The sequence below is a fragment of the Archangium sp. genome, assembly GCF_036277355.1.
Lineage (GTDB): Bacteria > Myxococcota > Myxococcia > Myxococcales > Myxococcaceae > Archangium.
In genome coordinates, this window is the sequence record NZ_DASUNC010000142.1 from 57,326 (window position 1) to 72,985 (window position 15,660).

Annotated in this window: 7 protein-coding genes; 3 read left to right on the plus strand and 4 right to left on the minus strand. The window is 72.1% G+C overall.

Annotation, left to right across the window (positions count from 1 at the left end; translation table 11 throughout):
- Positions 1–37: 37 nt before the first annotated feature.
- The 4 genes from VFZ09_RS34650 to VFZ09_RS34665 form a co-directional block, all read right to left on the minus strand.
- A complete protein-coding gene (locus VFZ09_RS34650) occupies positions 38–2,338 on the minus strand; it encodes a tetratricopeptide repeat protein (protein ID WP_329732025.1) in 2,301 nt (766 codons plus the stop codon).
- A 29-nt stretch (positions 2,339–2,367) separates the two neighbouring features.
- Entirely contained in the window at positions 2,368–4,185 is a 1,818-nt protein-coding gene (locus tag VFZ09_RS34655; protein ID WP_329732026.1) for an ATP-binding protein, read from the minus strand.
- A 206-nt stretch (positions 4,186–4,391) separates the two neighbouring features.
- Positions 4,392–5,618 (minus strand): cytochrome-c peroxidase, encoded by a 1,227-nt coding sequence (locus tag VFZ09_RS34660; protein ID WP_329732027.1) that lies wholly within the window; start codon positions 5,616–5,618, stop codon positions 4,392–4,394.
- Between the two features lie 40 nt (positions 5,619–5,658).
- Positions 5,659–6,333 (minus strand): family 43 glycosylhydrolase, encoded by a 675-nt coding sequence (locus VFZ09_RS34665; protein ID WP_329732028.1) that lies wholly within the window; start codon positions 6,331–6,333, stop codon positions 5,659–5,661.
- Positions 6,334–6,509: 176 nt separating this feature from the next.
- Between VFZ09_RS34665 and VFZ09_RS34670 the strand changes: the two genes are divergently transcribed.
- The 3 genes from VFZ09_RS34670 (at position 6,510) to VFZ09_RS34680 (ending at position 15,653) form a co-directional block, all read left to right on the plus strand.
- Complete coding sequence (locus tag VFZ09_RS34670; RefSeq protein WP_329732029.1) at positions 6,510–8,459, plus strand: carboxypeptidase-like regulatory domain-containing protein; 1,950 nt, start codon at positions 6,510–6,512, stop codon at positions 8,457–8,459.
- Between the two features lie 103 nt (positions 8,460–8,562).
- Complete coding sequence (locus VFZ09_RS34675) at positions 8,563–14,175, plus strand: Ig-like domain-containing protein (protein WP_329732030.1); 5,613 nt, start codon at positions 8,563–8,565, stop codon at positions 14,173–14,175.
- An 80-nt stretch (positions 14,176–14,255) separates the two neighbouring features.
- Positions 14,256–15,653, plus strand: a complete 1,398-nt coding sequence (locus tag VFZ09_RS34680) for a cytochrome P450 (protein ID WP_329732031.1) — start codon at positions 14,256–14,258, stop codon at positions 15,651–15,653.
- The last annotated feature ends 7 nt before the right edge of the window (positions 15,654–15,660 follow it).

Here is a 15,660-nt window from a genome sequence, read left to right on the forward strand (position 1 = left end):
CCGCTCCGGTTGTACGTCAGTGTTCTCTTCGCCCGCGTTACAGCGAGATCTCCCACTCCTCCGCTACCGCGCGCTGCGCCTCCGCCTCCTGCTCCCGCCCCAGCTTCTCCAGCAGCGTGGGCCACAGCACCGGATGCGGCAGCCCCTCCGCGCACCGGCGCAGGCCCGCCTCCACCTCACCCAGGTCCGCCTCCGGCGGCACGGCCAGCAGCGCGAAGAATCCGGGCACCTCCTCACCCTCCGGACTCGTCAGCCGGTACGTCTCCGAGGTGCGCACCGACAGGCGCGCCCCGCACGCCCCCAGCGTCTCGTACATCCGCTCGATGGCCTCATCGCCCGGGCCCACGCCATCCAGCGCGAAGACGCTGTACCGGCCCGGCCGGAGCACCTCCACGACGGGGTACAGCCAGGAGTGATCTTCCTCCTCTCCCTCGGCGGGTCCCTCGTTGAGGGGCGTGGCGTCGAAGGCCACGACATCCCCCACGTGCTGCGCGGAGTCGGGCATGGCGATGGAGACCACGCGTGCGGTGACGGGGCCGGTGCGCCGTGCCCACACCTCCGTGAACGTGCCGTCCGGCTCGGTGTAGCGCAGCCGGCACGGCTCCCACTCCTCCTCCACCGGGCCCGAGTCCCCGGACAGCTTGATCCCGAGCCGCGCGGCGGACGCGCGCACCACGTCCCAGCGCCCGAGCAGGGTGGCCACGAGCACCCGGTCCCAGTCGTGCGGCCCCGGCTCCGGCCAGCGGGCCACGGCGGCGTCCAGCCGCGCCAGGGCCTGCTCCCGCTCGCCCGTGTCGCGCTCCACCGCCGCGAGCGCCAGGGTGGTTCCGCGCAGCTCCGGGTCGAGCTCCAGCATCGCGCGCATCGGGGCCTTGGCCGCGGCCTTGTCACCCGACTCGAGCGCGGCCCGGGCCCGCAGCCGGTACGCCTCCACGCGCAGGGGCGTGTCACCGGACGTGGACAGCACCGAGTCGGCGAGGGCATGCAGCTCCGTGAAGCGCCGCCGCTCGAGCAGGTTCATGCCGAGCTCGTGCACGACGTCGGGCGTGGGGTGCGCGTCCGCGTCCAGCAGCGAGCGCAGCGCCACCTCCGCTTCCTCGCCGCGGCCGAGCCGCTCCAGTGCCTTCGCCTGGGCGCGCACGAGCGTCGCCCGCTCCCCGGGCCAGCGCGTCCGCGCCGCGTCGAGCATCCGGAGCACGTCCTCGGGGCGCGCCTCCGCCAGCTCGAGCAGCGCCGCGGCCGACTCCGGCGGCTCGGGAGGGCGCTCGGACATGAGGGCCTCCGCCCGCGCTCGCAACTGGCGCAGTGTCTCGTCCGCGCCCAGCGGCTTGCGCAGCCGGGGCACGAGCGCCTCAAGCCTTTCGCACGCGTGCAGGGCGGAGTGGGGCTGGCCTCGCTCCAGGGCGGCCTCGGCGCGCTGTACCTCGATGCGGACCGCTCCGCGGATGGCTCCCGTGCTCGCGAGCCGCCCGGCGAGCTCCAGCAGCGTGCGCTCCAGGTTCGCGTCGTTGCCGATGCCACCGGCCTTCCTCAGTTGCGCGAGCGCTCCCGCCCACGAGCCGTAGTGGCCGGGCGTGGCGCGCACCGCGGACAGGGAGGGCAGGACCTCGAGGGCCTCGGAGGTTCGTCCCATGCGCGCGAGCACCCGCGCTTGCAGGATGCGCGCTTCCACGCGGGAGTGGTCCGAGGAGGTGGTCGCCTCGTACTCCTCCGCCGTCGCGAGCGCCTCCGGCAACCGGCCCAGCGCGAGGAGCACGTCGCCGCGCTCGCCCAGGAGGTACTTGCGCTTGTGCCCCTGGCCCGCCGCGACCAGGGCGGCTTCCTGCTTCTCGAGCCACGCGAGCGCCTCCTCGAAGCGCTCCTCGTCCAACAGGCCCAGGAAGTACTCGGTGGAGAGGCACGTGAAGCACGGCCAGCTGGGATCGATGCGCGAGAGCGTCTCGAGCACGACCGCCTTGCGCTCGGAGGCCCAGCCCGGGCCGTCCGCGCGCCCATAGCACCCGGCCACGTCCTGCGTGGAGCAGACGCTCTGGGGGCACTCGCGCGTCTCCTCGCGGTGGGCGAACTCCAGGAGCGAGATGGACTCGGAGAGCCACTCCCCCGGCTCGGAGCGGTGGAAGATGCGGCTCTGCAGGTTCCAGTGCCGGAAGAAGACCTCCAGCCACGGGCTCTTCGCCTGCCGGGCGAGCGCGAGCGCCTCGGGGAAGAGGGCGTCCACCTGCGTGTGGGCGTCCTCCGTGACGACGGTGGGCAGCCGGTCGATCAGCTCGGCGAGGCGGGTGTTCCCCATGCGGCGTGCTTCGGCTTGGGCTTCGTTCACCCACTTCCAGATGTCCATGACGGGTGTGTTTCCTCGTGAAGGGTGGGTCAGGCGGAGGGCGGGAGCAGCGCGCACAGCGCCGCGGAGATGCCTTCCAGGGCCGAGGCCACGCTCGGTGCCCCGGCGCGCTCGTCACGGTGCGAGAGGAGCGTGCACAGGCCGGAGAGGAGCCGCGCGGCGGAGCGAGCCCGGTCCTCGGGAGCCGCGAGCAGGGCCTGCAGCGTGGGGGCGTCCACGTTGAGGTAGAGGCGCGCCTGGGCGCGGGAGGAGAGGGTGGCGGTGAAGCCGCGCGCCAGCGACAGCACCGCGGCGCCGATGCGCTTGTCCGCCGTGTCCGCCTCGAGCTTCGCCTTCAGCTCGGCCTCGCGGTCCGGCACCAGCACCAGCGGCAGGGCGGGCGGGGAGAAGCGGCTCGGCACCAGCTCCACGCCATCCTCCGCGAAGAGGGCGCGCAGCCGCTCCTCCTGCGCGGGCTCGAGCTGCACGCGGGGGAAGAGGGCCGCGTTGCCCTCGCGCGTGCCGAGCTGCAGCACGGGCAGTCCCTGCCGCTCGGCCCACCTCCGGGTGAAGGGCAGCGCGGCGTAGCGGCCCGAGTCCACCACGGGCACGCCGAGCGCGCGGCAGAGCACCTCCTCGGGCCCGCCGCTCTCTCCGGTGGAGGCGTGCAGCCGGCCTCCGCTGCGTCGGCGCACCGCGGGCAGGGTGAGGTCTCCCTCGGTGGTGGGCACCTTGAGCGCGTCCGCGAGCAGGGTGAAGAGCCGCTCGTCGCACAGGGCCGCGCCGAGCAGGGCCTCGTTGTGCCGCTGCAGCAGCCGCCGCCAGGTGGTTTCGTCCTCGCGCGCCAGCCGCGACAGCCCGTCGATGAGGCACTCGCGCACCTGCTCCGCCGTCACGTCGAAGGCCGCGTCGCGCTGGACGTCCTCGCGGCTCGCCGTGGGGGTGAGCGCGTCCGCTTCGAGCACGCCCCCCACGAAGCCGGCCCACTCCGGGAGCAGCTCGCGCGCGTCGCGGCTCACCAGCATGCCGCGCACGAAGACGGAGAGGTTGCGGTTGTCCGAGGTGCCGTACGTGGCGCCGTCCTGCAGCCACAGCAGGCCGCGCGCACTGCCTCCGTTGCCGGAGGCGACGGGCAGCGTGCACAGCGGCTCGAAGCGCTGCTCGAAACGGGCGGCGAAGGCCCGCTCGAGCGTGCGACGGCGCAGGGGCGAGTGCGCCTCCGTCTCGCGCCACGGTGGAGGGGGACGGTTGATGGCGGGCCGCTCGGGGCTGCCCACGTGGATGGCCATGGGCAGCAGGCAGCAGTAGCGCTGCAGCAGTGCCTCCAGCGTGGGCGCGTCACACAGGGGCCGGAAGCGCTCGGAGAGCTGGAGCACCACGCGTGTGCCCACGTCCTGCGCGGTGTGCGGGGCCACCGTGTAGCGCTCGCCCCCGGCGCTGGAGAAGTGCCACGCCTCCTGGGGCGTCTGGAAGGAGGTGGTGTAGAGGTCCACCCGCGTGCTGACCACGTAGGCGGAGAGGAAGCCGATGCCGAACTGGCCGATGAGCCCCGCGTCCGCGCCCGCGGCCCGGAGGCGCCCGGTGTAGCCCGCGCCCACCGTGGCCAGGTAGCGGTCGATCTCCTCTCGGGTGAGCCCCGCTCCGTTGTCCACGATGGACAGCGTGCCCGCGGCCGCGTCCGGCACCACGAGGATGCGCGCCTCCGGGGCGGACGTGTCCTCCAGCCTCCGGCGCGTGCAGCTGTCGTGCGCGTTCTGCACGAGCTCACGGACCACCACCTCGGGGGTGGAGTACATGTTGTTGGCCAGCACTCGCATCAACCCACCCAGGTCCACCTGGGTGCGCACCAACTCGGCAACAGGACTCACGCGCTCTCCGGCAAGGAACGGAGCCCGCACGGTAGGCGAGCCCGGCGGGGGAAGGGAACGCGGAGGAAGGCCACTTCCGCACGCGATCCGCGGCTCCAGGGACGTGGTGCCCCAGCTCTCCTGACCGATGCTCTTCGTCCGTGTTGTCCGATACTCGCCTACACGAGGGTGTGTCGCGCCCGCCCGCGTTTCAACCCATGCCTTCCTCAGGGCTGGAAGAAGCCATCCGACAGGGTTCGGAGGAAGGCGACGATCGCGGCCTCCTCCTGCCCGGAGAGTCCAAGTGCTCCCAGCTCTTCGGTGTTGACGTTCAACCCCACCTCCGGCGGTGGCCAGCAGTCGTCGCTGGCGAGGCCGGGAGTCTCCGGCAGGCAGACGGGCAGAACGTCTCGTGTGTTGTAGAAGTGGACGACGGACTCGAGGCTCTTGAAGTAGCCGTTGTGGCCGTAGGCCTTCACGAAGTCCGGCCGGGGCCGCTTGTCCACGTTGCGCAGGGTGGGGACCTTGTGCAGTCCGAGGTTGGCTCGCACGAACGGCCGGAAGTCCGGGCGCTGCACCAGGAAGGCGCCCAGGCCATGGTCCACCCAGGCGGCGCCGAGCGGGTTGCGCTCCGTGAGGGTGTACCAGGGGTTCTCCAGGTTCCGTGGCAGGCCCAGGTTGTCATACGAGTCATCGGTGAAGAGGGGGGGCTCGCCTCGAGGGCCGGGCTGGCTCGGGTGGCATTGGGCGCACTTCGCCTTGCCCTCGAAGAGCTGCAGGCCCTGCTTCTCCACGGCTGTCAGCTCGGCGCGCCCGGCCAGGTACGCGTCGTACTTGGAGGAGAAGGCATTGACCTCCCGGGAGCCCTCGTAGGCCACGATGGCGCGGGCGATGGCGTCATAGGCCCGGTCCACGTGGGCGCCGTCGCAGATGGCCTGCCCGTGGACGTCACGGAAGAGCTTCCCGTACGGCGCGGCGCACACCTTGGCGACGACAGAGGCGGCATGGGGGTTGTTCTGCTCCACGGGGTTGAGGAGGGGCCCCTGGGCCTGGTCCGCCGCGGGGTTGCCCAGCTTCTCACCCGTGGCGCGGCCGTCCGAGAAGCGGCCGCCCTGGAAGGTGCCCTCTGCTTCGATGCGGTGGAAGACGGGGGCGCGCGTGGCGTAGGCGGCCGAGGGCGGCTTGCGGTTGCCGAACCGCCCTGGCACGGCGCCCTCGTAGACGGCCCCGTGCGCGTTGACCCTGGCATTCGGGCCCGTCCAGCCCGCCGCGGGTGCATGGCAGGAGGCGCACGACTGTCCGGGCGGCTCGGACAGCCCGGTGTCGAAGAAGAGGCTCCTGCCGAGTTGCTCCACGGACGTGAGCGCCGGTGGCCCGGCCTTCTCGCCCGGCGGGCTGCCGCCACCGGCGAAGCCACCGAGTGTCAGCAGTCCGAGCAGTGCCACGAAAGCCATACGCACCTTCCGGGAATGGACAGACACTCGAAGCACGGCGTCAGTCCCCCGGATTGAGGAACAGGTTGACGACCGGATCGTTGCTGGCGTCCCAGCCCAACACCGCCACGTACATTCCCCGGCGGCCCCCGGTGTCTGTCTGCGAATTGAAGCCGGACGGGCAGGGGCTGCTGCCGCACAGCCAACCGTGGAAGAAGATGCGCTGCCCGCCGTCGAGCGCCGCCGCGATATCCCCGCCGCCGGGGCCGCACACCCCGCTCGTGCTCGCGGGGGTGAGCAGCGTGTTCTGCGTGACGGTGTTGAAGGCGTTGGCCGCCAGGCTGGAGGCCCGCATCCAGATGGTCTCGTAGCTGCACTGGTTGTAGGGGCCGCGCGAGGCGAACAGGACGTAGGCCCCACCGCGCTTCACGAGGACGGGGTTCTCCACGATGCGGTCCGAGCGCAGCAACTGGCGGCTGGTGGCACCGCTGAAGACGTGGGTGCCGGCCGCGTCGAGCCGGACGATGCGCAGCGATGATGGCAGTTGCTGCGTCTTGTAGAGCAGGTAGCGCGCGCCGTCGCTGTCCTTGAAGCCAGACGGATCGATGACACCGGCGGTCGAGATGGGACGGTTTGGAACGGTGTCGTCCGCGGTGGGGGTGTCGGCCAGGCCCGGGCAGACCAGCGGCCCGCCGGCCACCGGGGTGAAGGGGGCGCGGCGGCGGAGTGGCTTCATGGGTTCTCCCGGGTGGGGGTTGTGTCGCGCCGGCGATTCGCGGCTTCACCCACTTTCTTTGAGGGAGGCTTTTTCCCGGAATCCCAAAAAAAGATTTAAAATCAATTTCTGGGATTCTCGCGGGCACGTGCCCTCCGAAGAACATGAGGGTACGCGCCAGGGTGGAGGATTTTCCGATGCGCAAGGGGCTCGTCGCGGGGGGCGCATTGCTCGTGTTGCTGGCACTCCTCGTGAGCACCTTGTCCGGCGGCTCCGATGAGCGAAGGGCCTCCGAGGAGGCGTGGAGCGCCGGTACCGGTACGAGCCCGGGCGCCTCCACGCCAGACCGGGCGGCCAGCGGGAGCACGGCGCTGCGCGGATGGGTCCAGGATGCCCGGGGGATGCCCGTGGCCGCCCAGGTGCTCGCCTTCGAGGCCGGGCCCGCGGAGACGCAGGAGGGTCTGGCGCGGCACGTGGCCGCGGACGCGCTGGAGGCACCTCCGCGCGCCACCGTCACCACGGGCCCGGACGGAGACTTCCTGCTGCGCGTCCCCGAGGGCCGCTACCACCTGCTGGCCGAGGTGGAGGGACGGCCCGCCGCGCTCGCCCTGGACGTGCGGCCGGGCCCTTCCGAGGTGCGCCTGGTGGTGATGGACGGAGAGCGGCTGAAGGGCCAGGTGGTGGACGGGGAGGGGCGCGTGGCCCGGGCCCGCCTCACCGTGGTGAGCCTCGCGCCCGTCCGGCGTCTGCGGGAGGTGGAGAGCGACGAGACGGGCGCCTTCGAGGTGGAGGGGTTGCTCCCCCAGGCGCGCTATGGCGTGTGGGCCCGCGCGGCGTCCCATGGCGAGCGGGTGCTGCTCGTTCCCGCGTCCAGGCCCGTCACCGTGGTGCTGCCCTGCGCGGTGCGCGTGGAGGGCCGGGTGCTCGAGCGCGGCGTTGCCGTTGCCGGGGCCCGGGTGCGGTCGCGGGGGAGGGAGCCGGGCGTGCGGACCGACAGCGCGGGCCACTTCGTGTTGGAGGGGCTCGACTGCGGACGCACCGAGCTGCTCGCCGAGAGCGCCACGGGCGTGGGCGAACTGGCCATCGAGCCGCTGACCGAGGACACCTCGGGGCTCGAGCTGTCGCTGACGGCGGCGGGGGGGCTCCTCGTGCGGGTGGTGGAGGAGCGCTCGGGCCGGCTGCTCGAAGGCGCCAGCGTCGAGTCACCGGCCACACCGGCGCTCCACTGGCGCGAGGAGAGCGTGGCCCACTTCCGGGCCGCTCCGCTGGTACCGGGCCCCCATGCGCTCGTCGTCCGGGCTCCGGGCCATGGGGCCGTGCAGCGGACCCTCGAGGTGGGCGCGGGCCCCGAGACGGTCGTCGAGATCGCGCTGCGGCCGGAGCTCGTGCTGGCGGGCCGCATACTCGGACCCGAGGGGCTCGGGCTGGAGGGCGCGCGGATTCATCTCATGGGACCCGGGCGGAGCGGGGCAGCGGAGGTGCGCACGGGCCCGGATGGACGCTTCGAGGTGCGGGAGCTCTCGGAGGACACGTATACGCTGCGCGTCGAGCGCCCGGGGTACCTGTCCGTGGTGCGGGAGCTCCAGCTGCCGCGGACCGAGCCGCTGGAGCTCTCCGTGTTGCCCGCGGCGGCGGTGACCGTGCTGGTGCGTGGCATGCGCGGGGAGTCCGTGGAGCAGGCGTCCGTCACCCTCTCGGGGGTGGGCGAGGGGCGCGGGGAGACGGTGCGGGAGGAGGGCACGGGCGCCCGGGGTGCGGCCTCCTTCGGGGGCCTCGTTCCAGGCAGCTACATCGCGCGGGCGCGTGCCCCGGGCTACCTCCCGTCCGAGCCCGTCCCGGTGGAGGCGTGGGACGAGGAGTCCGTGCCCGTCACGTTGGTGCTGCGCGAAGGCGTCACGCTGTCCGGCCGCGTGCGGGACGAGCGGGGCATGCCGGTGGGCAATGCGGAGGTGGGCCTCCTGGGGGATGAAGCGGGCGTTGGCAGCGTCCGCACGGATGTCCAGGGCCGCTTCACCTTGTCGGGCCTGGCCCCGGGACGCGCCCGGTTGCGGGCGGAGAAGTCCGGCCACCCGATGCGAGAGGTGGAGGTGGAGGTGCCCGCGTCGAACCTGGAGCTGATGCTGGAAGGCCCGCGTGCCAGGGATTGAGTGCGGCGCGGATTTTTTTGCATCATTTCCCATGTCGTCGTCTCCACCCTCCCGGGGGCCTCCATGAGGACCCGCGGATGCGATACCCAGGAGGGGGGACGCCGTGAGACCAGCGCAGAGGAATGGCCGGAGTGTGGGAGCCGCGAGGTTTGCACGCGGGGGCGGGCTGACGTGGCTGGCCCTCCTGTGTGTCTGGCTGGGCTGCAGCCAGGGTGAGGAGCAGGAGGCGGTCAAGGCTCGCGCCACCGAGGGGGGCTGGGTGGCGGTGGGGCACCCGCGGGAACTCCGGGTGGAGGCCGCGCGGGAGGTCCTGCCGTCGCGGAAGGCGCCTCGCGTCTCCTGGCCTCAGGCTCCGGCGCGAGCACCTTCGGCGCGGGCGTGGCAGGAGGCTCCGAGCGAGGAGAGCGCGCTCCAGTTGGCGCGGGCGTACTTTCCGGAGCTCGTGGGCAGCCCGGAGCCCGAGCCACGGCGGATGCCCGTCCATCCCGAGGCCGCGCTGCGGGTGAGGTTGCCGGCCACGGAGAACGGCGAGTTGGAGGTGGCCACGCGGGGCTACGTCTTCCGGGCCAGGCCCCAGGCCTCCAGCGCGGGAGCGGCGTCGAAGCCTGTCGCGGGAGCGGCCTTCTACGGACCCAGGCACTTCTGGTCGGCGGAGGGCGCGCAGGGGTTGGAGGCGCGGGGGCTGACGCTGACGCAGCGGGCGGAAGAGTTCGTGGTGATGGAGGCCGGAGGGAGGCCGTACCGGGCCACCTATGAGGTGGAGGTGCCCGAGGGCATCCAGGTGCTGCGGGACGCGGGCGAGTACCTGGAGTTCCTGGACGGCTCGGACGTACCGGTGGTGCGGCTGCACTACGTGGTGGCTCGGGACGCGGCGGGGCGCAGCCGCCAGGGCGAGGTGAGGCTGGGGGGCGTTCTGCCCGCTGGCCGGGGTGGACCGGGGAACCTGCCTCGGCTGGCCCTGGTGGGGCGGACCCTGCGGGTGGAGATGGAGGTGGGGTTGGAGGGCTTGGAGGGCCCCGTGGTGGTGGATCCAGGCTGGAGCTCCACGGGCTCGATGGTGGCGGCCCGCTACCGGCAGACGGCGACGCTGCTGCCCAACGGCAAGGTGCTCGTGGCGGGAGGTGACAGTGAGGGCGGCCGGGGCGTTCAGATGGCCAGCACGGAGCTGTACGATCCGGCGACGGGCACCTGGAGCGCCGCGGGGACCCTGGCCAATGCGCGGGAACACCATACGGCGACCCTGCTGCCCAATGGCAAGGTGCTGATCGCCGGAGGCTACACGCCTGGCTCGACCCGGAGCTGCGAGCTGTACGATCCGGTGACGGGCATCTGGGGCCTCACCGGCTCGATGGACACCTCGCGTTTCGGCCACACGGCGACGCTGTTGAACAACGGCAAGGTGCTCGTCGCCGGCGGTGTGGATGGGACGAGCATGCCCTCCACCACCGCGGAGCTGTATGACCCGGCGACGGGCACCTGGAGCTCCACCGGCTCCCTGGTCAAGGCCGTGGTCTCCCACACGGCCACGCTGCTGAGCACGGGCAAGGTGCTCGTCGCGGGAGGCTACGCGGGAAGCAACACCGTCACCGCCGTCGCGCAGCTGTACGATCCGGCCACGGGCTCCTGGAGCAGCACCAACGCGCCGATGCTCTCCGCCCGCGACGACCACACGGCGACGCTGCTCCCCAACGGCAGGGTGCTGGTGGCCGGAGGCTCCAATGGAAGCTTCACCGCCAACACCCTCGCGAGCGCGGAGTTGTACGATCCCCAGACGCAGACCTGGAACGCCACCGGCTCGATGGCCAAACCGCACCAGTACCATGGGGCGGTGCTGCTGCCGAATGGCAAGGTGCTGGTGGGGCCCGGGTACATGTACAGCTCCTCCAGTGGCGGGGCCTTCATCGTCAACCCGGAGGTGTATGACCCGGCCGCGGGCACCTGGAGCACCACCGGCTCCCTGGAGGTGCTCCGCGACGACTACTCGATGACGCTGCTGCCCGATGGCTCGGTCATGGTGGCCGGAGGCTATTCGGGCCCCACCGCCGCCTCGGAGCTCTACTTCCCGGCGACGGGGACCTGGAGCACCACGGGCTCGCTGACGGCGGGCCGCTCCTCGCACACGACGACGCTGTTGCCCAATGGCAAGGTGCTCGTCGTGGGAGGGCAGGGGGCCTCGGGGTTCCTGACCCGCGTGGAGCTGTATGACCCGGCGGCGGGGACCTGGAGCACCACGGGCGCGTTGAGCACGGCTCGCGCCCGGCACACGGCGACGCTGCTGCCCTCGGGCAAGGTGCTCGTGACGGGCGGAGAGGGGGCGAGCGGTCCGATCACCAGCGCGGAGGTGTATGACCTGGCGGCGGGGACCTGGAGCAGCGCGGGCGCGTTGGGCACGGCGCGCACCCGGCACACGGCGACGCTGTTGCCCGGAGGTATGGTGCTGGTGACGGGAGGCCAGGGCGCCTCGGGTCCGCTGCTCAGCGCCGAGCTGTACGCTCCCGCCTCGGGGACGTGGCTGTCCACGGGCTCGCTGGGCACGGCGCGCTCCGGCCACACGGCGACGTTGCTGAACACGGGCAAGGTGCTCGTGGCCGGCGGTCAGTCCTCCTCGGCGCCGCTGGCCAGCGCGGAGCTGTATGACCCGGTAACGGGCACCTTCCGGGGGACCGGCACGCTGTCGAGCGCGCGGGCCGACCACACGGCGACGCTCCTTCCCTCGGGCAAGGTGCTGCTGGTGGGTGGAAGCGGCGCCTCGGGCGCCGTGGCCTCGGCCGAGCTGTATGATCCGGTGGGCGGTACCTTCAGCGCCACGGGCGCCCTGGTCTTCGCTCGCTCCCGCCATGTGGCGCTGGCGCTGCCCTCGGGCAGGGTCCTGGTGGCTTCGGGCCTGGGGACCGCGGGCCGTCTGACCAGCGCGGAGCTCTACGCTCCGTCCACGGGGACCTTCAGTTCCGTGGGGGCGTTGGGGACCGCCCGCGCCGACTTCACCGCGACGCCGCTGCCAGCGGGCAGGGTGCTCGCGGTGGGAGGGAGCGCGGCCACGGGAGCCCTGGACAGCGCGGAGGTGTACGAGGATACGGGGGCCGTCGAGGCGTGGCGGCCCCTCGTGACTCCCCCGGCCTCCCTCCAGTCGGGAGCGGCGGTCACCGTGAATGGGATCGGCCTGCGTGGCATCTCCGAGGCCCACAGTGGCACCACCCAGAACTCCGGCGCCAACTTCCCGCTCGTCTCCCTCCAGGCGTTGGAGGGAGGGAGGCGGACCTCCGTGGTCTTGCAGGACTTCTCGAGCACCTCGTTCGTGATGCGGGTGCCGTCCGTGCTGGACGGGTACTACCTGATGAGCGTGACGGCCAACGCCATTCCCGGGGGCGCGGTGGTCTTCGTCGATGGCCCACCGCCCGCGCCGGTGCTGACGGCCCCGGCGGCGCTCGTCAACACCGCCACGCCCACCCTCGCGGGGACGGCGGAGGCGGGAAGCACGGTCACGGTCATGCTGGATGGTGCTGCCATCGGGACGGTGAAGGCCGATGCCATGGGGACCTGGAGCCTCACGCTGACCTCTCCGCTCGGCCAGGGGCCCTACACCGCCACGGCCACCGCCACGGATGCTGTGGGCAACACCAGCCCCGTCTCCGCGCCGCGCGCCTTCACCGTGGACTCGGTGGCCCCGGCGGCTCCCGAGATCACCGCTCCGGCCGCCATCGTCAGCAACGTGACGCCGGTCATCTCGGGCAGGGCGGAGGTGGGGAGCTCGGTGAGGGTGACCCTGGACGGTACCGAGGTGGGAACGGTGACGGTCAATGCCTCGGGGACCTGGAGCTTCACCCCGGCGTCACCGCTGGCGCAGGGGGCGCACACGGTCACCTCCACCGCCACGGACGCGGCGGGCAACACCAGCACGCCTTCCGCGGCCTATGGCTTCACCGTGGACACGGTGGCCCCGCCGTCCCCCGTGATCACGGCTCCGGCCGCGCTCATCGGCACCACGATGCCGATCATCTCGGGGACCGCGGAGGCGGGGAGCACGGTGGCGGTGCGGCTGGACAGCGGAAGCGCGAGGACCGTGGTGGCCAATGCCTCCGGGGACTGGAGCCTGGCCACGACCGCCGCGCTGACGCAGGGATCTCACACGGTCACCGCCACCGCCACGGATGCGGCGGGCAACATCAGCGCGCCTTCCGCGGCCCGCGGCTTCACCGTGGACACGGTGGCACCGTCGGCTCCCACGCTCATGGGACCCGCCGCCTTCGTCAACACTCCGACCCCGATCATCTCGGGCACCGCCGAGGCGAGCAGCACGGTGAGTGTGAAGCTGGATGGGGCGAATGCGGGGACGGTGACGGCCAGTCCCTCGGGAACCTGGAGCTTGAGCGTGGTCACGCCGCTGGCGCAGGGAGCGCACACGGCCAGCGCCACCGCCACGGATGCGGCGGGCAATACCAGCTCCGCTTCCTCGTCGCGCAATTTCACCGTGGACACGGTGGCGCCGGCTGCCCCCGTGCTTACGGCTCCAGCGGCCTTCGTCCGCACCACGACGCCGATCATCTCGGGCACCGCCGAGGCGAGCAGCACGGTGAGCGTGACGGTGGATGGGACCAGGGTAGGGATGGTGACGGCCAATACCTCGGGAACCTGGAGCTTCACGCTGGCCTCTCCGCTGACCCAGGGAGCACACACGGTCACGGCCACCGCCACGGATGTGGCGGGCAATACCGGCGTGCCTTCCGAGGCCCGCGGCTTCACGGTGGACACGGTGGCCCCGAGCGCACCGGTGCTGACGGCCCCGGCGGCGAGCGTCGGCACCACGATGCCCACCATCTCGGGGACGGCGGAGTCGGGCAGCATGGTGACCGTGAGGCTGGATGGCACCGTGGCGGGGACGGCGACGGCCAGCGCCTCCGGGGACTGGAGCTTCACACCGGCCTCGCCGCTGTCCCGGGGCTCGCACACGGTGGCGGCCACCGCCACGGATGCCGCGGGCAATACCAGCGTGGCTTCCGCGACCCGTGGCTTCTCGGTGGACGTGGAGGACACGGTGGCGCCGGAGGCTCCCGTGCTCACGGCACCGGCGGGTGTCGTCACCACCGCGACGCCAACGATCTCGGGCACCGCGGAGGCGGGCAGCCTGGTGACCGTGAGGCTGGATGGCACCGGGGTGGGGACGGTGAGGGCCAATGATTCCGGGGCCTGGACGTTCACCGTGGCCTCGCCGCTGGCACAGGGAGCGCACACGGTCACGGCTACCGCTACGGACGCCGTGGGCAACACCAGCCCTGTCTCCTCACCTCGTGACTTCGTGGTGGACAGTGTGGCCCCGGCTCCGCCCGAGGTGCTGACGCCCACCACTGGCGCGACCGTGAGTCCCAGCGAGCTGCGCTTCTCGGGGCGCGCCGAAGCGAACAGCACGGTGGTGGTGACGGTGGATGGGCTCGTCGTGGGGACGACCCGGGCGGATGCCTCGTCGGCATGGAGCGTCAACTCGCTCTATCAACTGGCACAGGGCCCGCACACGGTGAGCGCCACGGCCAGGGATGGAGCGGGCAACGTCAGCGAGGCTTCGGCTCCGAGCACCTTCACGGTGATGGAGCCTCCGGAGGAGGAGGAAGAGGAGCCGAGGGGTTGCGGCTGCACTTCGTCCCCCACGGGAGGGGTGGCCTCCCTGCTGGGCCTGCTGGCCCTGGCGCGGATGGGGCGCCGCGGCCGCCTCTCGTCGCGGTAGGAGTCACGGGCCCGCCCGAGTGATGGACGGGCGGGCCTGGCACTTCCGGTAGACTCCTGGCTTCTCCGGAGCCTCTACCCATGCAACCTCCTCGCATCCACCTGCCGCCCTTCCTCCAGCTCCACCAATGGGTCGCCCATCCGCTGCGGTTCATGGAGGAGTCGGTCCAACGCCACGGCGACAGCTTCGTGATGCAGTTCCCCAACACCCCGCCGTTCTTCTTCACCCGCGACGTGGAGATGGTGCGTCAGCTCTTCACGGGCAAGCCGGAGGACCTCTACGTGGGGCCGGTGAACCGGGTGCTGGAATCCGTGGTGGGGAAGAGTTCGCTGCTGTTGCTCGATGACCAGGAGCACATCCGCGAGCGGCGGATGATGACGCCGCCCTTCCACGGCGAGCGGATGCTGTCCTACGGGCTGTCCATGCGCGAGTCCGCCAGCCGCTCCATCGACGGATGGGCACAGGGCAAGGCCTTCACCCTCCACGAGGTGTTCCAGGACATCACCCTGGACATCATTCTCAAGACGGTCTTCGGCCTCGCCGAGGGCGAGACGTTCACGCACTTCCACGAGCTCTTCGCGCGGATGCTCGACATGGGCTCGCACAATGCCGTGCTGTACATGAGCGCCCTGCTCCCGGCGGAGCGGATGCTCGCGCTGCTCGCGGTGGGGAGGGATCCGATTCAGCTCGGGCCCTGGAAGGTCAACGTGAGCCGCGCCCTGCCGTGGACCCAGCTCAGCCGCCTCATGCAGGAGGTGGACGCGTACCTCTTCGCGGAGATTGCCCGGCGGCGCGCCGAGGGGGTCGAGAAGCGCGAGGACGTCCTGTCCCTGCTCATGCAGGCCCGTGACGAGCAGGGCCAGCCCATGTCCGACCAGGAGCTGCGCGACGAGGCCATCACCCTGCTCGCGGCCGGACACGAGACCACCGCGACCACGCTCGCGTGGGCCTTCCACTTCGTCCTCCAGCACCCCGAGGTGGAGGAGAAGCTCCGGGAGGAGCTGCGGCAGGTGGCGGGAACGGGGCCGCTCTCGCCCGAGCAGGTGAACCGCCTGGAGTACCTGGACGCGACATTGAAGGAGACGTTGCGGCTGGTGCCCGTGGCTCCCGCGGTGGGCCGGGTGCTGCAGCGGCCCATGAAGGTGGGCGAGTGGGACGTGCCCGCCGGCATGGCGGTGATGGCGTGCGCCTACCTCACCCATCGCCGCCCGGACCTGTGGCCCGAGCCCGAGCGCTTCAACCCGGAGCGCTTCGTGGGCAAGCGCCCCAGCCCCTACGAATACTTTCCCTTCGGCGGAGGGGCCCGGCGCTGCCTCGGCATGGCCTTCGCCACGTATGAGATGCGGATTGTCTTCGCCGAGGTCCTCCGCCGGGTGAAGCTCCGGCCCGCCACCCCCTACACGTTCCAGGTGTCGCGGCGAGGCGTCACCCTGGCGCCTCGCGGGGGAGTGCCCGTCATCGTCGAGTCACGGAACTGACGGCGGG